Here is a 23053-nt window from a genome sequence, read left to right on the forward strand (position 1 = left end):
CTTTTTTCAATATTTGGCGGAGAGAGTGGGATTCGAACCCACGGTAGGCTTACACCTACGGCAGTTTTCAAGACTGCTGCCTTAAACCACTCGGCCATCTCTCCGTTGTTTTTCCAGCCAGGCGCATTGCACGCCTGGGTCTTGCCGAACCATTGTACCGTGCCCTACGCCCTCTTGCCTCAGGCAATCGCCTCAAGCCCAGCCATATAGGGCCGCAGCACCTCCGGCACCTCGATCGACCCATCCTCGTTCTGGTAGTTCTCCATCACCGCCACCAGGGTCCGGCCCACGGCCAGTCCGGAGCCGTTGAGCGTATGCACCAGCTCCGGCTTCCCCGTCTCCGGGTTACGCCAGCGTGCCTGCATGCGCCGTGCCTGGAAGTCGTCGCAGTTAGAGCAGCTGGATATCTCGCGGTAGGTGTCCTGGCTGGGTAACCACACTTCCAGGTCATACGTCTTGGTGGCCGCGAAGCCCATGTCGCCCGTGCACAGCAGCACCTTCCGGTACGGCAGGCCCAGCTTCTGCAGCGTTACTTCGGCATGCCCCACCATCTCTTCCAGCTGCGCATGCGATTGTGCGGGGCTGGCGATCTGCACCATTTCCACTTTCTCGAACTGGTGCTGGCGGATCATGCCGCGGGTGTCGCGGCCGTAGCTGCCGGCTTCGGCGCGGAAGCACATGGAGTGCGCGGTCATGCGCATGGGTAGCGCGTCGGCTTCCACGATGGAGTCGCGCACCAGGTTGGTCAGGGCTACTTCGGAGGTGGGGATCAGGTAGCGCTTGGTGTCGGCCACCTGGGTTGCGAAGAGGTCTTCCTCGAACTTCGGCAGCTGGCTGGTGCCTTCCATCGCGTCGGCGTTGACGATCAGCGGCACGTTGCATTCCAGGTAGCCGTGCTGCGTGGTGTGCAGGTCCAGCATGAACTGGGCGAGCGCGCGATGCAGGTGGGCCAGCTGGCCGCGGAGCACCGTGAAGCGGGCGCCGCTGAGCTTGGCGCCGGCGTCGGCGTCGAGCCAGCCGTGGCGGATGCCAAGGTCCACGTGGTCTTTCACCTTGAAGGTGAAGCTGCGCGGCTGGCCCCACTTCAGGATTTCGAGGTTCTCTGTTTCGTCCTTGCCTACCGGCACGCTTTCGTGCGGAAGGTTGGGGATGCGTAAGGATATGGCGGCGAGCTTTTCCTGCACGTCCAGCAGGGCCTGCTCATTCGCCTTGAGCTTGTCGCCAATGCCGGCGACCTCGGCCATCAGCGCGGCTACATCCTCGCCCTTGGCCTTGGCCTGGCCGATCGACTTCGAGCGGGTGTTGCGCAGGTTTTGCAGTTCCTGCGTGGCGGTGGCCAGCGTCTTGCGCTCGGCCTCCAGCGACTCGACCTGGACGATGTCCAGGTCGAAGTTGCGGGTGGTTTTAAGGCGCTCGGCGGTTTCGGCCAAGCGCCCGCGCAGGAGCACAGGATCCAGCATGGGTAGTTCCGGTCAAATCAACAGGTTGGCCGGGGATTATGCTGGTCCCGTGGGCGCACTGGCAATGCGCGGTTACGGCGCCTTGCTCTGGCACGGGACGTAATCACCCCGCTCCTTCGCTCCACGGCCCAGCCACCAGGCCATCGCGGCACCGGCGATCAGCCAGCCCACCAGCTGATAGGCGAAGGTGCCGCCCACCAGCGCCGTGGGGAACGAGTACCAGTTGCCGAACGGCACGATGTTGGCCAGCACGCCGAACAGGCCCATCAGCCCGGCGATGATCACCCGCCGACAGAAGCTCATGGCGGCCGCGGCCATCACGAAGGCAAGGAACAAGGCGCACAAGGTATCGCCTATCCATTGCACCGTCAGTTGGTGGCCCATGGCGGTCATGTCCCGCGGTTCGCTGCGCAACACCACGAAGGCAAAGGGCTCGCGGCTGGATTTTTCGGACATGGCCTTCACCGCAGTGGCGTCGCCCATGTGTGCGGGGTCGGGCGAGGGCAGCAGGAAAGCGTGGTTGCCTGCGGGCAAGGCCACTTTCAAGGCGGCCAACGCGATGTCTTCATTCACGGGCTGGGCAAAGCCCGCTTCCCCTAGCGGCGTGGCCATGTGGGCGAAGGCGCCCCAGATGAACATCACGATCCCGCCCAGAATCCCGGCGATCAAGGTACGCATGCGTTTTCTCCCCTCCCAAGGTGGAACGGACGATAGCGCGTTATTCGGCAAGCGAAACATGTCCGTGGATGGCTTACGGGCGACAACGTTGTCAGATCGGACAAGATCTTGGCTTGATCGTCCTGGGCGACTGGCGCTGCAGCGCAGCGTTGCGAATTGCCTGCCGTGGAAGGTTTTACTTCACAAACGGCCTTGCATCGCAACATAAGCCGTTAAAACTCAAACGTTTACGTCTTCACGACCGATATCACACTTCGCTTCATTGGCGATAGACAACGTTGTCATTCCGGTCTACACCGGACACGGTTTCTCGGTTGACAGCAAGCGCAGGGACGCGGCACGGGCGGTGAGGGGCGCCTCGGGGGAGTCGATGGCGCGCCGCTCGACATTCCTTCCATGGCGGTACATCTAACCGGAGGCAACACCCATGAACCTTAAGACGTCCGGCCTTGCGCTCGGCACCCTTTCCAGTGCGCTCGGCGCCGCGCTGGCCACCCTCGCTCTTTCCGCCGTGCCCGTGCAGACGGCGGAAGCGGCAGGCACCTGCGCAGCAGCCTGGAGTGCTACCCAGGTGTACACCGGCGGCAACACCGCCAGTGAGAACGGCAACAACTACATCGCCAACTGGTGGACACAGGGCAACGACCCGGCCACCAACAGTGGCGGCAGCGGCTCGGGCCAGCCGTGGACTTCGCAAGGGTCATGTACGGGCGGTGGTGGCGGAACCACCCCGCCGGTGGATCCGCCGCCGCCGACCAACCCGCCGCCGGCCGCAGGCTCGCTGGTGTTCAGTCCTTATAAGGACATCACCATAAACCTGGACTGGAACACCAACATCATGTCCACGCTGCTCACCGGCACCCGTATTCCGGTAGTGGGCAGTGGCAGCCTGGTGTCCACGCAGGTGCCGAACCTTGGCGCCATTACGCTTGCCTTTGCTACCGGCGAATGCGGCAGCGAGAACTGGGGCGGCGTGCCGGGTGCGTCGTTCGCGTCGGCCAATATCGCAAGGCTCAATAACGCTGGTGTGAACTACATCGTCTCCACCGGTGGCCAGGCGGGCGTCTTCAGCTGCGGCAGCACGGCGGGCATGGCGTCGTTCCTGAGCCGGTACGGTGGCTCTCACCTGATCGGCATCGACTTCGACATCGAGGGCGGCCAGTCGGCGGCCACGATCAATGGTCTGGTGTCGTCGGCGGTGTATGCGCAAGGCCTGAACCCGAACCTGCGTTTCTCCTTCACCCTGGCAACGCTTGGTGCGTCCGACGGCAGCTTCGGCGGTGTGAACTCGCTGGGCGACAGCGTGATCCGGGCGATCCAGGCATCGAGCCTGCAGAACTACACCATCAACCTGATGGTGATGGATTTCGGCGGACCAAGCGCGGGTGTGTGCGTGGTGAGCGGCGGCGTGTGCAACATGGGCCAGTCCGCGATCCAGGCGGTGAAGAACCTGCAGCACACCTACGGCACTCCGTTTAGCAAGATCGAGCTCACGCCGATGGTTGGCTTGAACGACAACACGTCGGAAACCACAAGCGTGGCCGATGTCGACACGATCACCGCGTACGCCGCCACCAATAAACTCGCCGGCGTGCACTTCTGGTCGCTCGATCGCGACACGCCCTGCCCCGGCGGCTCCACGGGCTTCGCCTCGCCCACCTGCAGCTCGATCAATTCCACCACGCTGCAGTTCACCAAGCGGTTCCTCAGCGACCTAGGCCGCTAACCCTCAAGGGGAACCGAAGGGAGCGTCGTGCCATGGCACGGCGCTCCCTTTTTTTGCGCCGCCAGCCCTTCACTAGGGGTCAGAGTCATTGCGGTTGCAATGACTCTGACCCCTAGTGATTTTTGTGAGGGCGGCCACGCCTACACGGAAACGGCAACTGTATGTGATTGATTTGTGAGCGTAATCGTTTGCGGGTAGTCAAAGTGATGACGTGTGCCGCAAAACCGTCAACCTGACCGGGGTTCGAAAGATTGACGAAAGATGGACCTGCCAACTCTCGGAGGGGGAGGGTCACTAAGGCTGGGGGCCGAGGTGAGTCCATTCCCGTACGACGCATCTGCAGTACTCGTTTAACGAAGTACCGGAGCCGACCGGCAGGGCCGGCGGCACGTCTATGGGTTCATAAAGGACTTAAAGAATGAAGATCGAGGGTTCGAGTAAGTCATTCCGCAAAACGCTTCTTGCACTGGCCGTGACCTCGGCCGTGCTTTCGTTCTCGGCGCATGCCGCGGACAGTTGGGTGAGTACCAATACACGCGCTGCCATGCAGCCGTCCGCCGCCAGCAACGTCGCCACCACGCAAAGCGTGGCCGCCACGGGCTATACCCTTAATGTCACCGGTTCGCCGCACATCGACAGTGGCCTGGTCACGGCGCTTGCGCCCAGCCACCCGCTGCATGTGGAAGTGAGCCTGAAGCTTCGCAATCCGGAAGACCTCGCCGCGTTCAACCAGGCGGTGAATCAGCCGGGTAATGCCAACTTCGGTAAATTCCTCACCCCAGCGCAATTCAAGGCGCGCTTCGCGCCCACCGACGCCCAGGTGCAGAAGGTGGTGGCCCACCTGACGCAAGCCGGCTTCAGCAACATCCAGGTATCGCCGAACAACCTGATGGTCTCCGCCGACGGTACGGCCACCAACGCCACCAACGGCTTCAACACCACCATGAAGTCGTTCACGGCCAACGGCCGCGACTTCTACGCCAACGACCAGCCGGCCATGGTGCCCGCGGCGCTGGGTGATTCCGTCAACGCCGTGCTGGGTCTGCAGAACGTGTCGGTGAAGCACACGCTGCACCACGTCTATCACCCCGAGAACATCGTGGTGCCCGGCTCCAGCGCCACCCCGCAGGCCGCAGGCTCCATCGGCGCGCACAACCCGCAGGACTTCGCCACGATCTACGACAAGGGCTCGGTGCCGGCGGCGACCAACACCGCGGTGGGCATCATTACCTGGGGTTCGATGACCCAGACCATCAAGGATCTGAAAACCTTCACCACCAATGCGGGCCTGGCCACCGTCAACACGCTGGAAACGCGCGTTGGCAGCGGCACCTTCGCCAACGACAACGACAGCAACGGCGAATGGTCGCTCGACAGCCAGGACATCGTGGGTACGTCCGGCGGCGTGAAGCAGCTGATCTTCTATACCTCGGCCAACGGCAACAGCAGCAGTTCGGGTATTACCGACGCCGGGATTACCGCCACCTATAACAAGGCCGTCACCGACAACATCGTCAAGGTGATCAACGTGTCACTGGGTGAAGACGAAACGGCCGCCGAGCAGTCGGGCGTGCAGTCGGCGGACGATGCGATCTTCCAGCAGGCTGTGGCGCAAGGCCAGACCTTCTCGGTGAGCTCCGGCGACGCCGGCGTCTACCAGTGGTCCACCGATCCGCAGTCGGGCTCGCCCGGTTATGTGGCGAACTCCGCCGGTACGGTGAAGATCGACCTCACCCACTATGGCGTGAGTGAGCCGGCCAGCTCCCCGTACGTGATCCAGGTGGGCGGCACCACACTCTCCACCACGGGCACCACGTGGACGGGCGAAACCGTGTGGAATGAAGGCCTGGCCCAGATCGCACCGCCGACGTACACCAACGAGCGCCTGTGGGCGACGGGCGGCGGCACCAGTGCGTTCGAGTCGGCTCCGTCCTGGCAGGTTACGGCGCTGGGCTCGGGCACCACCCATCGTGTGGGCCCGGATGTGTCTTTCGACGCGGCATCGTCGTCGGGCGCATTGATCATCGTGGATGGATCGACCGAGCAGGTGGGTGGTACCAGCCTTGCCTCGCCGATCTTCGTTGGCGTGTGGGCACGTATCGAGTCGGCGGCGAACAACACCATCGGCTTCCCGGCGTCGAACTTCTACGCCGCCTTCCCCACCAATGGGGCGATCCTGCATGACGTGACCTCGGGCAACAACGGTTACCAGAGCCACGGCTACACCGCCACCACGGGCTTCGACCAGGCCACCGGCTACGGCAGCCTGGATATCTCCCAGCTCAACACCTATGCCCAGGCCCACTGGGCCACGGGTGGCGGCGGCGGTACCAACGTGCCGCCGGTGGCGAACTTCAGCGTGGTCACCAGTGGCCTTACCGCCACCTTCACCGACAGCTCCACCGATAGCGATGGCAGCATCGCCTCGCACAGCTGGACCTTCGGCGATGGCGGCACGTCCACGGCCACCAGCCCCAGCCACACCTATACGGCGGCAGGCACCTACACCGTGACCGAAACGGTTACCGACAACGGCGGCGCGACGAATGCGAAGTCGTCTTCCGTCACGGTAACCAGCAGTGGCGGCGGTGGCGGCAACGTGCTGCAGAACGGCGTGGCGGTAACTGGCCTGTCGGCCGCGCACAACGGCAAGCTCAACTACACCGTGGTTATTCCTGCAGGCGCGACCAACCTGAAGATCGCCATCAGCGGTGGCACCGGCGATGCGGACCTCTACACGAAGTTCGGCTCCGCCCCCACCACCAGCAGCTACGATTGCCGCCCGTACGTCACGGGTAACACCGAAAGCTGCTCGGTCACCCATCCTTCAACGGGCACGTACTACATCATGCTCAACGGGTATGCCGCTTTCACGGGCGTCACCTTGAAGGCGACCTGGACGAACTGACACCTTTAAAATGGGTGGGTAAAAAAGGAGGGCCCGGCAGCTTTTGCCGGGCCCTTTCTCGTTTGCTGCCATGGACAGAATTTCCCGTCACGCGGAATCGCGGGCCGTCATTTATATTCGGCCATTCCACCACCAACGGGAGTCGTCATGGCCGGGCCCTATCAGCGCATTTCGCCGTTCCTCTGGTTCGATGACAAGGCCGAAGAAGCAGCGAAGCTCTACGTATCGATCTTCCCCAATTCAAAGATCCACGGCACCACGCAGTATCCCAAGGGCGACACCGGGCCCAGCGGACGGCCGCCGGGCTCGGTAATGACGGTGTCGTTTTCGCTGGACGGCCAGTTGGTGACCGCCATCAACGGCGGCCCGATGTTCAAATTCACCGAGGCGATTTCGCTGGTGGTGATGTGCCATGACCAGACGGAAATCGACCACTACTGGTCGAAGCTCGGCGAAGGTGGCGATCCCAAAGCCCAGGTCTGCGGCTGGCTGAAAGACAAATATGGCCTGTCCTGGCAAATCGTGCCGGAGAATATTTCCGAGATCGCCAACAACCCGAAGGCGATGGAAGCGGTGATGCAGATGAAGAAGCTGGACCTGGCCGTCCTCAACAAAGCGCTCGCGTCGTAGCGGTTGGGGGTTGGGCGGTGGTTGCGTAAGCTGTAATGCGGGCGGCCTTGGGTGGCCGCCCGCACTACTTATGACAAACAGGGGACTTCCATGCCCCATTCATTTCGCTAAGCCGCTTTCGTGCTCGGTGCCGGCGAAATTCCTGAAGAGCGATGGCGCGCAGACCATCTATCGTTTTGCCATATCCCAGAATGGTGGCCGATTCTGCGATTCACTCTTCAACAGCAACCTCACGCTCACGCAGGTTTCCGGCGCTCAGCTGAAGGTCGCCTTTGACGCGGCCAGGAAAACGTGGAGCGGAGAGCTCAGCCCGCGCTAGGCAGCGATGGGACCTAAAAAAGAAGGGCGGACAGGTCACTGTCCGCCCTTCGGCTGTCTGCTGGCCTGTAGAAGCGTCGGGGGTCAGAGTATTCACTCTGACCCCCGCTCTATCTTCAGTTGTTGCTGATCCTATACATGGCGATCGCATGCGCCGGCAGGTTGACCTTGATGGAGCCGTCTCCGCTGGCGTCCGAGTGCTGCCAAAGGTCGCGAACCTTGTACTTGGCTGCAGCTTTCAGGCCAATCTCTTTAGCCGTCACGCTTGCATCCACCGCGGCATCGGTTTCGTTGAACACAGCCACCGCGCGGCTGCCGTCCTTCATGGGTTTGACGATCACATGGATGCCATCGGCGTCGCGCACCTGCTTGCCCTGCACGCCCAGCGGATCCTGGTCCACCGCGATCACTTCCTTGTTCAGCAGGATCTGCAGCGCATCGGGTTTGATCTTGCGAATGTCCGTGCCCACCAGGAGCGGCGACGCCATGATCGCCCAGAGACTGAAGTGGCTTTGGTACTCGACATCCGTCATGCCGCCATTGCCCACTTCCAGCATGTCCGGATCGTTCCAGTGGCCCAGCGAGGCATATTTGTCGAGCACCACGTTCTGCTTGAAGATCTTCAGCATCGAGGCATAGGTATCGGTGATGTCACCGGTGGTACGCCAGGACTGCGCCGATACCGGCGGCTTGCCGGCCCACAGCCACGGCTTGTTCTCGCCCCATTCGCACATGCTGAAGAAAATCTGCCGATGGGTGGCACGCAAGGCGTTGGCCATGTCCAGGTAGCGCTTGTGGGCATCGACCTTGTTGTTGTTGCAGTTGTCGTACTTCAGGTAATCCACGTCCCAGGATGCGAATGTCGCGGCGTCCTGTTTCTCGTGGCCCAGGCCACCGGGGAAACCACGGTTCTCCTGCAACGGCTCACAGGTGGACGTGCCGGCGCTCGAATACAGGCCGAACTTCAGGCCGTGCTCGTGGATGTAAGCGGCCAGTGCCTTGATCCCGCCAGGAAAGCGCTTCGGATTGGCCTGCAACGCGCCGTCCTTGTCGCGCTGCCAGTTGGCCCAGCAGTCATCGACGTTGACATAGGTGTAGCCGGCGTCCTTCAACCCCAGGCTGATGAACTTGTCGGCAACACCGCGGATCATGGCTTCGTCGAACTCGTCGCGGCAATGCGTGGAATTCCAGTTGTTGAAACCCATCTGCGGCAAGGGCGCACTGGCAGCGCCGGCAGCAGCGGCGCCAGCTGAAATAACGGAAACAACGGCGAACGAGACAGCAGTGCGCAGCCAACCGGCACGGCGATGGTTCTTAAGCTTCATCTTCAAGGGACCTTTATGCTGGTTGTTCCAAGGATGGGGTGCTTCAACGTATTGAGCGTGGGCTGGCCTTCCACGAGCAGGTCCAGCACCACCAGTTCATTGCCTTTGGGCTTGAGCCAAGCGCCCGGCACGTAGAGGGTGCGCTGCGGGCCGATGCTCCAGGTGCGTCCGAGCGGACGACCATTGAGCCAGACCATGCCCTTGCCCAGGCCCTTCGTATCAAGGAAGGTGTCCGCCGATGCACTGCCCGAGACCGGCGCGTCGAAACTGCCGCGGTAGAAACATGGTGCGTGGGTGCAAGCTGCGCTGGTGAACTTCAAGGCATCGTTGTTGGTGAAAGGCAGGGAATAAATCTGCCAGTCGGACAACGTCTGCCCTTGCACGCTTACCGAACCTAAGATGCCCTTGCGCTCGGTGCGCACATGCTCGCCAAAATTGATGCGCCCGTCGTTCTGTACCAGCACGTCCAGCGTGTCGCCCTTGGCCAGCTTGATCGGCAACGTGTCCTGCTTCAGCCGGCGATCGAGCGTTCCGATCCGCTTGCCGTTGACATAGACCTGGGCATAGTCCTGAAGCCCGTCGATGTGCAACTGGCCCGCGGCAGCGGTGTCGATGCGCTTGCGATACAGGATGTCGCCATAGGCCTGGTCCAGCGCCTCCATGGTTTTCAGCTCGTGCGAGGTCACCGGCGTGGGCAATGCATCCCACAGCGATGCGGATTCGCCAAGCTTGATGTTACTGATGGCCTGCGTTCCCGGCGTCGGTGGCACGGGAGGCAGATGGTCCCCCGTGGCCTTGGCGATCACTTGGCGAAGCGCAAGGTACTTCGGCGTGACCCTTCCGCTCTCGTCCAGCGGACTGTCGTAGTCGTAGCTGGTGACGTCCGGCTGGTAGCTATCGTCGTCCCAGTTGGCGCCGTTCATCCAGCCGAACGAGGTGCCGCCGTGGAACATGTAGAACGTGACTGAATAGCCTTGGCTCAGCATCCACGCCAGTTCGTCGGCCACCACTTTGGCGTCGGCGACATGATGCGGCGCGCCCCAATGATCGAACCAGCCCACCCAGTATTCGCCGGCCATGAACGGGCCATCGGGCTGCCACGTCTTGAGCCGGGCGAACTGCTCGCGCGCATGGCCGACGCCGAAGTTGATGACCTTGGCCAGGCCCGGCAGCGAACCGGGATGATCGGCGCTATCGGACGTATACAACAGCGAGGCATCAAGACCGCTATCAGTGATGGCCTGGCGGATTTGCGTAAGGTAGGTGCTGTCCGTGCCGAAGCTGCCGTACTCGTTCTCCACCTGCACGGCAATGATGTTGCCGCCGCGGGCCCGCTGCAGCGGAGCCACTTCCTGGCCCAGGCGATGCAACCAGCGTTGCACCGGCTGCATGAACTTCGGATCCGTACTGCGGATCGTGATGTTCGGATCCTTCAACAGCCAGGAGGGGAAGCCGCCCATTTCCCATTCGGCGCAAACATAGGGGCCGGGACGCAGGATCACATAAAGGCCTTCCTGTTGCGCCTCGCGGATGAACTCGGCAACGTCGTTCTGGCCGCTGAAATCGTAGTGGCCGGGCGTGGCTTCGTGCGCGTTCCAGAACACATAAGTGGTGATGGTATTCAGGCCCATGGCCTTGGCCATCTTCAAGCGATCGCGCCAGTACTCGCGTGGGACGCGGGTGTAGTGCATCTCGCCGGAAATCACCCGGAACGGTTTGCCATCGAGCATGAAATGGCCCTGCTCGATGGCGAGACTGCCCCCCGCCACGGTGGGAGACGTGGCGGGGGCCGCTGGCGCGTTGCTCGAAAGCAACGCGCCGAACAGGAGGCCCAATAAGGCATTCCAGGATGATTTCATCAGAAGCTGCCGCGTACCCCCACGGTATAGACCGTGCCATCGGCCTCGGCGTACAGGAACCGGTTCCGATAGACCGAGTAGTCATACAGGTGCTGGTGGGTCAGGTTGGTACCGGAGGCGAACACCGACAGGAATTTATTGATCTGGTAGCTCGCGCTCAGATCTACCTGGCCGTAGCTGCTACGTGTGGCAGGGTTTGCACCGGAACCGTAGGCGATGCTTTCCAGGTACTTGCCGCGCCAGTTATAGGCCACTCGCACCTGTACCGGACCCTTCTCGTAGTACACGCTCGCGTTCGCCGAGTCGCCGATGCCCGGCACGGCAAACTTGCCGCCCGCCGATATTTCGCTGGGCCCAAGCGATGTGCTGCTCTTCACCTTGGTGTAGTTCACGGCCGTCCCCAATCCGTCGAACGGCGCCGGCAGGATGTCCTTGAACTGGTAGTTGAAGGTGAACTCTGCGCCGTAGATGTTGGACGAATTCAGGTTCACCGGCTGCGTCAGCGACCAGATGAACGGCTGTCCGGTGTTGACGTTGGTCAGGAACGGGAACGGCGAGCTGATCAGCGTGCTGAAGTTGCTGACCTTCTTGTAGAACCCTTCCAGCGCCAGGTAGCTGGCGTCGTTCATGTACCACTCCAGGCCCATGTCGTAGTTCCGCGAGGAATACGGCTGCAGCTGCGGGTTACCCTGGGAAATGGTCAGCGAGTTCGGGCGCGTGCCGTAGCTCTTGCTGTAGTACAGGTTGCTCAGCTCAGGCGGGGTCAGGGTCTTGGACAACGAGAAGCGGTAGATCAGGTCGTCAAGCAGGTTCAACTTGAAGTTCATCGAGGGCAGCCACCGGTGGTAGCCACCATCGGCCTGCTGCGGCGCCAGCGCACCATAGGTCACCTGGCCGTTGCTGGTGTCGTTCGGGTCGATGGTGAGGGTCGCCGGCGGCTGGTTGATCGCGACGCTCTCGGAGGTGATGTTCAGGTAGCGCACACCCAGGTCCAGCTGCCAGGGCATCGTGCCGAAGTTGCCGCCGAACAGGGCCCTGGCATAGAACGCCTTCTGGTTCTCCGAGACCTTGTTGAAGCTGCCGGGGTTCGGCGCGGCCCCCAGGGTTCCGCCGTTTGCCGCCAGGCCCGCCAGCAGTGCAGCCCTCTTCTCAGGCGTCAGCTGGTTGTACGCCGCGGGCGTCGCCAGCCATGCCAGGTACTTCCTGCCGTCGTACTGGATCCACTGGTCCGGCACGCCCGGCGAGGACACGCCATGGATCGGCGACGGCGGGGTGTAGAGATATGCGCCGATGGCATCCGCTGGAGCGCTAATCGAATAGCCGCAATAGGCATTGCAGAGGATACCGTTGGGCGTGCTCACGCTCACCGACTTCACCGACTGGTCGGTCTTCTGGATGCCGAAGTCGAGCTCGGTAAGGACCATCCCGTCGAAGGCCTTGGTCAGGTCAATCTTGTACTGCTTGACGTTGTTGGTGACGTTGTTCGTCTGGCCGCCGGCGTTGCAGCAATGCGCCGTGAGGTTGTTGAAGTTGTCCGGAGCCAGGATGTTGCTATAGGACGGCGGCTCGCTGTTGCCGTTGTTGGTCCAGGTGGGATTGGTGCCGAAGTTCTTGGCACCGACCACGAGGAAGTAGCCGTTGGGGCTTTCCTTGTTCCATGCCTTGGAGTTGGACACGTCCACGCTGAGCTTGGTGGTGTCGTCGATCTGGTACGCCGCGTTCAGGCCGTTCTGGAAACTTTTCTCGTAGCTGGGAATGGACGACACGACATAGTCGTTCGCCATCACGTTGGGGCCTTCACCCTTGCGAATGAACTGCGTCACCGTGCCGTTGGCATCGGTGGTAAGGGACTGGATGTCGCCTGTGTTGCCGTACTCGCCGAACTCGTGTTCGAGCTTGTCCACTTTGTAGCTGGAATACAGGCTATCGAGCTGGAAGGTCAGCTTGTCGGTCGGCCTCCAGTCCATCGCCGTGCTGAAGCCCTTGCGCGTGCGCGTCTCGTCCAGGATGTTGCTGGCGAGCGTCTCGGGAACGGCGACGTTCGTGTAGTTGGGATTGGCCGTGCCCGACAACTGTGAAATATTCTGGTTGGTGTACCAGGAGTTGGCCTGGGTGTTGATCTGGGTGTCTTTGCGCTTGTAGTACATCGCCGAGGCAAGCACGCCAAACGTGTGGTCGTCGTTCGTCCAGCCGCCCAGCAGCGATGCCTTGGGCGTGGTCTTGCCTGCCCAGTCACCGGTCAGGTTGCTGTTCACGCCGGCCGCGCTCCACGCGCCGTGAAAACCGCTGAAATCCAGGGGCCGCGCGGTCTGGATGTCCACCACGCCACCGATGTCGACCTCGGGGATGTTGGCCGACGAGGTCTTGTTGACCTGGGCGACGTTGATGATCTCCGAAGGCAGCACGTCGAAGTTGAAGGCGCGCGAACCCGATGACGTGGCCATCGGCCGGCCGTTGATCGTGACGGCGACGAACTCCGGGCCGAAGCCGCGCACGGCGATCTGGCTGGACTCACCGCCACTGCGGTTCACCGACACGCCAGGCACGCGCTGCAGAGCGTCGGCGACGTTCGGATCGGGAAACTTGCCGGTTTCTTCCGCGGAGATGGAATCCACCGTGTTGACCGAGTCTTTCTTGATCGCCTGGGCGCGCTGCAGGGCCGCCAGCTGGCCGGTCACCGTGACCGTGTTCAGGTTGGTCGCATTCTTCTCGTCGGGCTTTTGAGCCGTGCCCGAGGCCGGTGGTACCGCCGCCGTTGAACTGGCTGCTGGTGCGTCTGCGGCCGCTTGCGCAAACCCCTGCGCGCTGTAGCCGAGCAGGCCAACACCGACCATCGCCAATGCCTGACCCACTGAAAGAGCCAACTTGGTTCGCTTCATGGAACGCCCTTTGAATTATTGTGGAAACCCCTCAAAACCCCCCACACCGGATGTGGCATGACTGCGAATCCGGCGCGCCCTAAACACCCACTAAAATCTAATTGTCATATTTTATAATAGTAGTATTCATGCAGCCGCAAGTTGCAGTGCAGCATTTGGCAACATGAATCGGGGAGGGGTCCGATGATGGTATCGATGGCCAGCTTGGGGCATTGCCCAGGAGGCCCTGGCTGCAACGCGGCCAGTACCAACGGTTGCCGCCGACGGCGGGGCACCGAATGGAGGCGAGCTGCCCGTCCTAGGGCCTGGGATGGTCCGGCGCGCCGCGCAGCTTGTTCATATATTCGGTGAAAAAGGCATTGGGCCAGCCGAAATCCTCACGGGTGAGAATCTTCGGGCTGGATGGGTCGAACGACTCGTGCAGGCGGTGGTCGCCCGGGTCGCTGGCCAGCAACATCTTCAGCACGGCCTGCTGCCGTGCCGGATCGTTGGTGGTGAAACCATCGGCCAACAGGCCCAGCGGCCACACCATGCCCTTGGGGGTATGCGGGCTGCCCAGGCCTGCCGCCACGGTGCCGCTGTAGTAGTACGGGTTGGCCGGCGACAGCACGAAGCTGCGCGTTGCTTGGTACACCGGATCATCCAGCCCCACATAGCCGAAGTACGGCGCGGACAGCAGGTTCGGGATGTTCGCATCGTCCATCAGCAAGGCGTGGCCCAGGCCATCCACCTCATACGCATACATGCGCTTGCCATCGGGCCCAGCAACGATGCCGTACTTCTCGATGCCCGCGCGCACTTCGCCTTGCATCTTGCGTGCGCGCCTGCCCATCGAGGCGTCGTGCATCACGTCAGCGGCTTCGGCCATCGCGCCCAGCGCCTGCACCGCCATCATCTCGGCGGGGATCAAATAATTGTAGGTAGACAGGTCATCCGAGGGACGGAAGCCCGTCCAGATCATGCCCGTGCGCGCCACTGGGTTTCGGCCGGACTGTTCGGTTTTCGATTTGAAAACGTACTTGCTGCGCGCCGTGTGGTCCTGTTCGATCTCCATGGTGTCCAGCACGCGGCGAAACGCCTGGCGCACCTGCGGGGTGAAGATCGTGGCGTCGCCGGTTACCTTGTAGTACTTCCATGCCAGCAGCACCGGGTAGCACAGGGAGTCCAATTCGAACTTCCGCTCCCAGATCGAATAATCCTCGCGGAAGGCATTGGCGTAGGGATCGATCAACAGGTACTTGGCCTGGCGCTGCACGACGGCCTTGATCAGCGCCTGCACCTGGGCATCGTGGGCGAAGCCAAGATAGGTGGCCTCCACCTGCACCGAAGAATCGCGCAGCCACTCGGCGGGAATATCGCCCGTGCGCACATAGGCCGTGCCGTCAGCGGTGGCGGCGATCTGCGTGCCGGTGTTCAGCAGCGCCGCGCGCATCATCGCCACCAGTGCCGGGTTAGGATCGGTAAAGTTGCGCGCAGCGTCCACCACCACGTCGGGCTGGGTTACCAGGGCATTGGCCGGGCCGGCGGTGATGAATACCAGTTCCGAGGAGTTGGGTACGGGCAACTTCACCGTCACGCCATCACGCATCAGCACATCGCCGCGTACCGTAGTGTCAGGCGAACTACCGTCGTTGAAATGCAGGCGGTAGTTGCGCGTAGGCTCCAGGCCCTTCAGCACAAAGGCATGCGACCTGGTGGACGTGTCGCTGCCGTGGAAGGCATACAGCACCCCCTGCCCGGTCACCTTGTCGAAGTACTGCATGCCATCGAAATGTGCACCATCCGGGCGCTGGCCCACATGGAAAAGATCCGCCCGGCGGATCAGCGGGCGTAGCTTCGCCTTGTACGTGGCAAGTTCCGCCGCTGCCACGTCGTGCTGCTCGCGCGTCCACTTGCTGCTGTCCATCATCAGGGTGAACCAGCCCATCATCCCGCTGCGCAGCATGTAGCGGAAATTCTCGATGCGCGGGGTGGGCACCTCCATGGCATACGCCTCGAGCATCGCCGGAGGCAGCAGATGGCTTGCGTCGAAGAACGCCTGGCGGTTCGACAACGGATCATACGTATCGACGATGGAGAAATAATCTCCCACCGCAGCGCTACCGAAGTCGACCATGCGGCCGCCGTCGTTGCAGATCTCAAGCAGTAACCCGGGGTGGTCCTTCTTCAGCTTGCGGTAGATGTCGTAATAGGCGAGCGCGGCGTGGTAGCTCACATCCGTGCTGTTGGGCCCGTCCTGCCAGAAGAATTCCTCCTCCTGGTAGCGCTTCACCATCAAGCCATCGCAGATGGCATGAGGATGGTCCTGTCGGTCGCAGCCCTGAGCCACCACGTAGCCATCGTGTTCGAGCATGTCCAGGTGATAGTCGCGCACCAGGCGATCGGCTTCCCCGGCCACCCAGGCCTTGGCCGCGGGCAGGCCAATGTCGATGGTGACGCCCTTGAACTCGGCGGGTTTCCAGCCCTTGGGTGGATCGGTGGTGAGCCAGTTCCTGGTGGCGGGATTGGCCACGCTCATCGCGCCTTTGCGCTTGCTGATACCGGCCTGGGCCCAATCCACCCACAGGCCGAACTTCAAGCCCTTGGCATGGGCGTAGTCGGCGATGGAGGCCAGTCCCTGGGGAAATTTCGCTGGATCCGGAATCCAATCGCCCACGCCGGCAAACCAGCCGGCATCGAGGTGGAACATCTCGAAACCAAGCTCGGCCGAGTCGTCGATCATGCGGCGGGCCTGCGCCGCGTCGATCTTCATGCCGCTGCCCCAGCTGTTGTTGGTCAGCAGCGGATACTTCGGGTCGTTCACCACCACCGGATCGTTCAGCACCTCGCGCACCCATCGACGCTGCAGGTTGCCGGCATCGTCGAGCGTGCCGTGGGTGGCACCGAGGAAGATCGTGGGCGTGGTAAACGCCCTACCGGTGGGGACGATGGTCTGGAATCGTTCGCCGGGATCCTCGTTGAGGCCGGCGCTGATCTCCAGCGTATTGGCTTTGCGGGCCACGTGCATGGCGATGCGACCACTAAATTCCACGCCCATGTAAAGGCCATCGCTGGGCGCGTCACCGGCTCCCCGCAGCATTAGCCAGGGGATGATCTCGCGCGGCTCGCCTTCTTTCGGGTGCGCGAACGGGCTCGAAGTACCCATCCATGTATAACCATCGACCGCGGGCACCACGTGCGTACCTACCGGCGGCGCCTTGCCGGCTCCTTTGTCGATGAACACATGCTCAAGGGCCTGCCCCGGCCAAACATCCAGCGACAGTTGTACGCTTTGCTGCAGGAGCAAAAGCACTGGCTTCCTGCTCCTGTTCTCGATGCGGATATCGTGTTCGAGCGGTCCCTGCTGGGCACGGGCGCGCCATGTCCAGGACAGGCGCAAGTTTGGTTTGGTGGATACGTACACCAGTGTCAACGCGTCACTGGAACTACGCGTGGCGGACGCGTCGAAGGTCCAGTGCACTGGCACCGACGTCTGGCCGATGGTAACGCGGTCGACCAGCGGAACGGTCCCGTTCGACGGCCACGTGGAACCGCGAGCATCGGCTACCGCGATGATGCGCGGCGCGCTGGGCGTAGCCTCGATGGTCAGCGCAGTACTGGTATTGCCGACTCGGTACGTGGTGGCGGCATCGGGCGCGGCGAAGGCGGGCGTGATACCCAGGGTGGCAAGTGCAAGCCATGCAACCTTGTTCCAGCCCTTCCCCATGCGCCCACCCCTTACCCGGCCGTCAAGCGTCGATTATTCCCCATCCCGGGCAGCGCGACGAGCCGCGCGCAAGGCCGCAAGCTTTTCGGCCACTTTCGCTTCCATCCCGCGCTCCACCGGTTCGTAGAACACCATGTCGGCGATGGCATCGGGCAGGCACTGCTGGTCCAGCGCCACGCCGCCCTCCACGTCGTGGTCGTATTGGTAGCCGGTGCCGTAGCCCAATCCCTTCATCAACTTCGTGGGTGCGTTGCGCAGGTGCATGGGCACCTCGAGTGTGCCCATCTTCTGCACGGTGGCGCGGGCGAGGTTGTACGCCTTGTACGCCGCGTTGCTCTTCGGCGCGATGGCCAGCCAGATCGCCAGCTGCGCCAGGCCCAACTCGCCTTCGGGGCTGCCAAGGCGTTCGTAGGTATCCCACGCGTCCAGCGCCATGCGCCAGGCACGCGGCTCGGCAAGGCCAATGTCTTCCACCGCCATGCGCGTCATGCGCCGGGCCAGGTACAGGGGATCGCAACCACCGTCGAGCATGCGCGTGAGCCAATACACCGCGGCATCCGGATCGGATGAGCGCACGGATTTATGCAGCGCGGAGATCTGGTCGTAGAACTGCTCGCCGCTCTTGTCGAAGCGGCGCGTGCGATCGGCCAGCACCTGGGTAAGCGTGGTTTCGTCGATGCGCCCGTCGGTGGCAAGTTCGGCTGCGATCTCAAGCAGGGTAAGCCCGCGGCGCACGTCGCCGTCGGCCGCCTGGGAGATCAGCTGCAGGGAGCCTTCATCCACGGTAAGCCCGAGCGTGCCCAGCCCGCGCACCTCGTCGGCCAGCGCGCGCTTCAGGGTGACCACGATGGCATCGGGGGTGACCGAATCGAGCACGTGCACGCGGCAGCGTGAGAGCAGCGCCGAATTCAATTCGAAGGAAGGATTCTCGGTGGTGGCGCCGACGAAGATGATCACGCCCTTCTCGATGTGCGGCAGGAAGGCATCCTGCTGCGCCTTGTTGAAGCGATGCACCTCGTCGACGAACAACACCGTGCGGCGCCCTTGCGAGAAGTTGACCTCAGCTTCGGCCAGCGCCTTGCGCACATCCGGCAGGCCCGACATCACCGCCGAAATCGCGCGGAAGTCGGCATCGGCATAACGCGCCACCAGCAGGGCCAGGGTGGTCTTGCCGCAACCGGGCGGCCCCCACAGGATCATCGAATGCACCCTGCCCGCCTCCAGCGCCCGGCGCAGCGGCGAAGAGGGATCGATCAGGCGAGGCTGGCCGACGATCTCGTCCAGGCTGGCCGGGCGCATGCGTTCGGCCAGGGGCTTGAGGGCCTCTGGCTCGGCGAACAGCCCCGGGGTCGGGGAATGGCTAGGCATCGGGAGTCACGACAGCGGCGTTCATCAGGGCATTATCGCCCCTGGAGCGTCATCGAGGGCTCAACGGGTTGCCGGTTTAGACCTTGTCTTCACCCTTGGCCGATCGAAGCAGGCTGAGCGCCATGCCGATCACCAGCAGCGCGCCGAGCACCAGCACGCCCCATAGCAGCGGCTTGGTCCAGTCGAAGGGCACCTTGGCCGGTTGTAGGGCGGCTTCGCCCGCGGCGACCGCGGGTTCGCCCAGGTTGGCTAGCGGTGGCTGCCAGTCCGGCCCCTTGTCCAGGCGAAGTTTGTCCAGGGCAGCATCCACCGGCGAGTCGCCGCGGCGTGCGGCGTAGCTGCCCACCATCACACGGTACGGACCCGGGCCCTGTGCCAGGAAGGCGAAGCGGTCGGGGGTGAAGGCCACGCGGAGCGTGGGTGCCTGCTGCAAGACCGGTGTCGAGGTGAGTCGAAGCGCGTGCAGCCGGGTGTCTTCGATGCGCAAGGTGTTGGGCAGCGACTTGCCGGCCGTGGTGGCGATGGTGGCGGTGTCGCCCTGCCCTCCCACGGTGGTTGCGGTGACGTCGCCCAGCGGTGTCCAGGCATCGGTGGTTCCACGCGAATTCAATTGCACGCGTGCCGCTCCATTGGCCTGGGCCAGCTTCACCTGCACCGCGCCCACCGGCAGTGTCGCCGGCAGTTCGTAGACGAAGCCGTGGTCGCCATCGGCCTTGCCGCTGACCTCGACCCACTGGAAGGCAGCCATGCGCTGATCGCCCGCATCGACGAAGCTGCCTTCCACAGTCACGCCTGGGGTGTGTTCCACGTCCCAGGGCACGTCGCCGCCCACCACGCGCAAGCGGTAATAGCGCGCCGGCTCCCCCGACAGCTGGATGCTACGGCTGTCCACGGCATCGTCGCCTCGCGCGATGCTGGTGACAGTGACATCGCCTGCGCGCTCGTCCCAGTGCTGCAGGTCGTCGCTGGCATCCACCGCCAGCTCCAGTTGCACGTCGATGCCATCGAGCTTGTCGATGGTGATGCGTTCGGCCGAAATGGCCCGGCGCGCATCGACGATCCAGTGGCGCGGCGGCTTGGCGGTGAGTTCACCCGCACCCAGGTCGATCTGTACGCTGCCATCGCTGCTGCGACGGATATGGCCGGTGCCGTCCCGCTCGCTGGCGTCGCCAGGGACGGGAAGCAGGCGCGCTTGCAGATGGTACGGATGCGCCACGGCGGGTGCCGGTGCCAGAGGTGCCAACGGCACTTCCACGCCAAGCGAATTCACCACCACCATGTCACGCAAGTTGGCGTCGGACTTGCCGTGGGCGTACAGCGCCGGCGTGGCTTCGATGCGGAAGGCATCTCCCGTACCGTGCGTATCCAGCGGGAACGCGGTGGCGTAATCCGTGCCGGGACTGGCGGCGGCCGTCCCTGAGGCAAGGAATAAAACACTGGCAAGCCAGCGAAGGTCAGGACGCATCGGCGGGCTCCGGAGTGGCGGCTGCGCGGCGCGGAGGCGCCGGCGCGAAGTAGCCGATGGCCGTGCACAGCAGGCCATAGGCAATGAATGAGGCGATACCAAACAAATTCCCCAGGTGGGAACGATCCACCAGCAGCAGCTTGGCCAGCACCACGCCCATCGTGACCGCACCGGCCAGCCACAGGCCGCGCTGGCCACGACGGGAACCGGCGATCCAGGCCAGCACGCCCAGCACGCTCCATGTCACCGTCAATGCCATCTGCGCCACGGAGGATTCGGCGAGACTACCGTCCCACGGCACGTTGCCCAGGTGATGCACGCCGCGCAGGGTGGCGCTGGTGGCGAAGGCCATCAAGGCCACACCCATCAGCAGTGGACGCAGGCGGCGTGTCGATGGCGCTACTTGCGGCGCTGAGAACCAGCCGAACGCCGCAGCCAGGATCGCCAGCATCACCATCTCCACCGGATTCACCAGCGGCACGAAGCGAAGCGGCGTGGCGGTACCTTCGGCAAACAACGAGCAGACGAAGATCACTCCCAGCACCACGAACAACGAATGCAGCAGCATATCCACCGCCGAGTCTTCCGCTTGCAGTGGCCGCTGCACCCACGCCGGGCGGCGCAGTGTGATGAACCACAGCACCAGCGCGGGCGCCACCACCATCACCAGACGCCAGCTGTCATCCAGCCAGTGCCAGCCATCGGCCGCCGCCACCAACGCGCAGGCGATCGTCACTGGTACGCGCCACCACCAGCCAAGCTGCGTGGTCGCCGCCAGGCGCGGGTGGCCTTGCAGGCAAACCATGGCGCGCCAGCCGCTGGCGAAGGTCACCAGCACCGCCAGCAACAGCCAGCCCCCGAGCACCTGCCACGACGGGATCAGGCACAGCACGATCAACACCATCGATACCCAGGTAAGCCCGGCCACCACCAGCCGCATCGCGGTGCCCAGCGCGTGCACCGCACCGCGTTGAAGCTCGGCCACCACCCAGGCGGTGATACCCATGAGGGCCAGGATGCCGGCCGCGGCGTGCGCATCGCCAAGGTGATTCGCAATCTCCACCGTCGTTGGTAGCAACCACCAGACGATGGTCCAGCCAAACAACACCACGGCAGCCACGCGCGAGCGCGGCTTTTCAGATCCATAACGGTGGTAGAGCCACGTGCTGGCCGCGCCACCCACCGCGATCAACAGCGCACCAAGGTAGTTGCGATTGGCCACGGCGGGCGCCTGCCATGACGGCATGTGTCCTGCAGCCCACGCAAGCGCGGCAAGGCCCGCAAGGCCAAGGCCTGACCAACGGGCGAACCAGCGGTCTTGCCGCCACCCCAGCCATACAAGGCCCGCGCCCTCCACTGCAAAGATGCCGGCGGTGACGCTTGCACTGAGCGCCAGCGGCACGGCAAGCGTGGCAAAGCCGATCGCCAGCACCGCCCACGCGTCGCGCAGGATGCCCAGGTCTTTCTGCTTGCGTACGCTGTAGGCCACGAGCAGATACACCACCGCCGCCACCAGCGCCGATACCGCCATCGCCTTGCCCTGCCAGCGCAGCAACGCGCCCTGCAGCAACAGGCTCACCAGCGGGTTGCCGAACAACAGGCAGGCATCGAGCACGCGCTCGCGCGTCTGCGCCGCGCGGCGCAGATAGAGCCAGGGAATGACCAGGTAGAAGAAGAAATTCAGCAGCAGGAACGGTTCGGTGCTGGCGAACTGCTCGGGCTTGTACTGCGTCACGCCCCAGGCGACGCCCACGCCGAAGGTGGCGACGAAGCCCAGCAGGTTCAGCACGCGCCAAGCGCGCTTCCAGGCGATCGCAAGGACCGCCAGGTTCAACAGCGCGTAGTAGGTGAACAGCGCCACGTGGCTGCCGTGGCCGGTGCTGGTAAGGATCGGTGCGGCGAAGCCGGCGACCAGGCCCAGCACGGCGAGCGCCAGCGAATCCTGCAGTACCGCCAGCATGCCGGCGCCGGCCACCAGCACCACCAACATGCCGAACGCTGCCGTGGGCGGCAGCAGTTCGTACAGGCGGAAGGCGGCAAACACGTCGATGGTCAGCACGCCGATCGCACCGCCCTGGAGCGATAGGGCGAACACGCGTCGCTTGAAGCGCTGCCGCCAACCGAAGGCGAGTGCAACGATCGCAGCCAGGGCCACCAGCGCCACGCGCACGGACACCGGCGCATGGAACATGCCGGCATCGGAGGCGTATTTAAGCAAGGCGGCGACGCCGGCGAACAACACCAGCATGCCGATCTTCACCGGCACGTTGCCTTCGGTGAACCAGGCGCCCACGCGATGGATCAGGGCATCGACCCAGGTCGGGCGTGGCGGCACAGGGGGCAGCTCGGGAACGGGTCTATTGCGCGGTGGCGCGGGAGGGACAGGTGGCGGCGTGCCGGGGTCCACGGCGCTGGCCGGCACGGTTGGGGCAGCAGGTGTGGGAGGCGCGTCGATGTCTGGCAAGCGATATTCGACCACCGGTGGTGGTGATACGACCCCTGCTGGCGCCTCACCGGTACGCGGCAATCTGCCGAAGATCCGCTTCGCCTCGGCCAGTTCCTTGCGCGCAAGGTCGATGTCCCGCCGTAGCCCCGACATGCGGGCCCAGGCGATGCCCAGTATCGCGCCGAAGACGGTGGTAAAAAATTCCTGTTGCAGCGCGAATCCCAACACCGCGCCCACCAAGCCCCAGATGAAGTACATCATCCTTTGCGCTCCCCTTGTAACCGC

12 protein-coding genes and 1 tRNA gene are annotated in these 23053 nt (G+C 63.5%); 3 read left to right on the forward strand and 10 right to left on the reverse strand.

The genetic code is table 11. The features are described from left to right. Nucleotides 1-14 precede the first annotated feature (14 nt). From NDK18_RS09805 to NDK18_RS09815, 3 genes are all read right to left on the reverse strand, one after another. Nucleotides 15-104 (reverse strand) — tRNA-Ser (locus tag NDK18_RS09805). Between the two features lie 75 nt (nucleotides 105-179). After that, a complete protein-coding gene (gene serS, locus NDK18_RS09810) occupies nucleotides 180-1460 on the reverse strand; it encodes a serine--tRNA ligase (protein ID WP_250627682.1) in 1281 nt (426 codons plus the stop codon). Nucleotides 1461-1532: 72 nt separating this feature from the next. After that, the gene (locus NDK18_RS09815) at nucleotides 1533-2138 is read right to left on the reverse strand and encodes a hypothetical protein (protein ID WP_250627683.1); all 606 of its coding nucleotides are present in this window, start codon (nucleotides 2136-2138) and stop codon (nucleotides 1533-1535) included. Between the two features lie 427 nt (nucleotides 2139-2565). Between NDK18_RS09815 and NDK18_RS09820 the strand changes: the two genes are divergently transcribed. From NDK18_RS09820 to NDK18_RS09830, 3 genes are all read left to right on the forward strand, one after another. Further along, nucleotides 2566-3864: a carbohydrate-binding protein gene (locus NDK18_RS09820; protein WP_250627684.1), complete on the forward strand. Its 1299-nt coding sequence runs from the start codon at nucleotides 2566-2568 to the stop codon at nucleotides 3862-3864. Between the two features lie 418 nt (nucleotides 3865-4282). Further along, a complete protein-coding gene (locus NDK18_RS09825; RefSeq protein ID WP_250627685.1) occupies nucleotides 4283-6772 on the forward strand; it encodes a protease pro-enzyme activation domain-containing protein in 2490 nt (829 codons plus the stop codon). Between the two features lie 147 nt (nucleotides 6773-6919). Continuing rightward, a complete protein-coding gene (locus NDK18_RS09830) occupies nucleotides 6920-7402 on the forward strand; it encodes a VOC family protein (protein ID WP_250623336.1) in 483 nt (160 codons plus the stop codon). A gap of 434 nt (nucleotides 7403-7836) precedes the next feature. Here the strand turns inward: NDK18_RS09830 and NDK18_RS09835 are convergent, their stop codons facing one another. From NDK18_RS09835 to NDK18_RS09865, 7 genes are all read right to left on the reverse strand, one after another. Further along, nucleotides 7837-9045 (reverse strand): glycoside hydrolase family 27 protein, encoded by a 1209-nt coding sequence (locus NDK18_RS09835; protein ID WP_250623337.1) that lies wholly within the window; start codon nucleotides 9043-9045, stop codon nucleotides 7837-7839. Nucleotides 9046-9047: 2 nt separating this feature from the next. Next, nucleotides 9048-10904 (reverse strand): glycoside hydrolase family 35 protein, encoded by a 1857-nt coding sequence (locus NDK18_RS09840; protein ID WP_250627686.1) that lies wholly within the window; start codon nucleotides 10902-10904, stop codon nucleotides 9048-9050. Beyond that, entirely contained in the window at nucleotides 10904-13783 is a 2880-nt protein-coding gene (locus NDK18_RS09845; protein ID WP_250623339.1) for a TonB-dependent receptor, read from the reverse strand. The genes NDK18_RS09840 and NDK18_RS09845 overlap by 1 nt, the downstream gene beginning before the upstream one ends. A gap of 298 nt (nucleotides 13784-14081) precedes the next feature. Next, complete coding sequence (locus tag NDK18_RS09850) at nucleotides 14082-17489, reverse strand: glycoside hydrolase family 125 protein (protein ID WP_250627687.1); 3408 nt, start codon at nucleotides 17487-17489, stop codon at nucleotides 14082-14084. A 33-nt stretch (nucleotides 17490-17522) separates the two neighbouring features. Continuing rightward, entirely contained in the window at nucleotides 17523-18857 is a 1335-nt protein-coding gene (locus tag NDK18_RS09855; protein WP_250627688.1) for a replication-associated recombination protein A, read from the reverse strand. A 76-nt stretch (nucleotides 18858-18933) separates the two neighbouring features. Further along, on the reverse strand, nucleotides 18934-20322 hold the full coding sequence (locus tag NDK18_RS09860) for a DUF3999 family protein (RefSeq protein WP_250627689.1): 1389 nt from the start codon (nucleotides 20320-20322) through the stop codon (nucleotides 18934-18936). Continuing rightward, nucleotides 20312-23029, reverse strand: a complete 2718-nt coding sequence (locus tag NDK18_RS09865; protein WP_250627690.1) for a DUF2339 domain-containing protein — start codon at nucleotides 23027-23029, stop codon at nucleotides 20312-20314. The genes NDK18_RS09860 and NDK18_RS09865 overlap by 11 nt, the downstream gene beginning before the upstream one ends. Between the last annotated feature and the right edge of the window lie 24 nt (nucleotides 23030-23053).

It is taken from the genome of Pinirhizobacter soli (genome assembly GCF_015905305.1).
Lineage (GTDB): Bacteria > Pseudomonadota > Gammaproteobacteria > Xanthomonadales > Rhodanobacteraceae > Pinirhizobacter > Pinirhizobacter soli.

Coding starts and splice junctions, on each gene's coding strand:
- serS (WP_250627682.1), bottom strand. CDS start 1,460: ATGCTGGATCCTGTGCTCCTGCGCGGGCGCTTGGCCGAAACCGCCGAG.
- NDK18_RS09820 (WP_250627684.1), top strand. CDS start 2,566: ATGAACCTTAAGACGTCCGGCCTTGCGCTCGGCACCCTTTCCAGTGCG.
- NDK18_RS09865 (WP_250627690.1), bottom strand. CDS start 23,029: ATGATGTACTTCATCTGGGGCTTGGTGGGCGCGGTGTTGGGATTCGCG.
- NDK18_RS09860 (WP_250627689.1), bottom strand. CDS start 20,322: ATGCGTCCTGACCTTCGCTGGCTTGCCAGTGTTTTATTCCTTGCCTCA.
- NDK18_RS09845 (WP_250623339.1), bottom strand. CDS start 13,783: ATGAAGCGAACCAAGTTGGCTCTTTCAGTGGGTCAGGCATTGGCGATG.
- NDK18_RS09825 (WP_250627685.1), top strand. CDS start 4,283: ATGAAGATCGAGGGTTCGAGTAAGTCATTCCGCAAAACGCTTCTTGCA.
- NDK18_RS09840 (WP_250627686.1), bottom strand. CDS start 10,904: ATGAAATCATCCTGGAATGCCTTATTGGGCCTCCTGTTCGGCGCGTTG.
- NDK18_RS09815 (WP_250627683.1), bottom strand. CDS start 2,138: ATGCGTACCTTGATCGCCGGGATTCTGGGCGGGATCGTGATGTTCATC.
- NDK18_RS09830 (WP_250623336.1), top strand. CDS start 6,920: ATGGCCGGGCCCTATCAGCGCATTTCGCCGTTCCTCTGGTTCGATGAC.
- NDK18_RS09850 (WP_250627687.1), bottom strand. CDS start 17,489: ATGGGGAAGGGCTGGAACAAGGTTGCATGGCTTGCACTTGCCACCCTG.
- NDK18_RS09855 (WP_250627688.1), bottom strand. CDS start 18,857: ATGCCTAGCCATTCCCCGACCCCGGGGCTGTTCGCCGAGCCAGAGGCC.
- NDK18_RS09835 (WP_250623337.1), bottom strand. CDS start 9,045: ATGAAGCTTAAGAACCATCGCCGTGCCGGTTGGCTGCGCACTGCTGTC.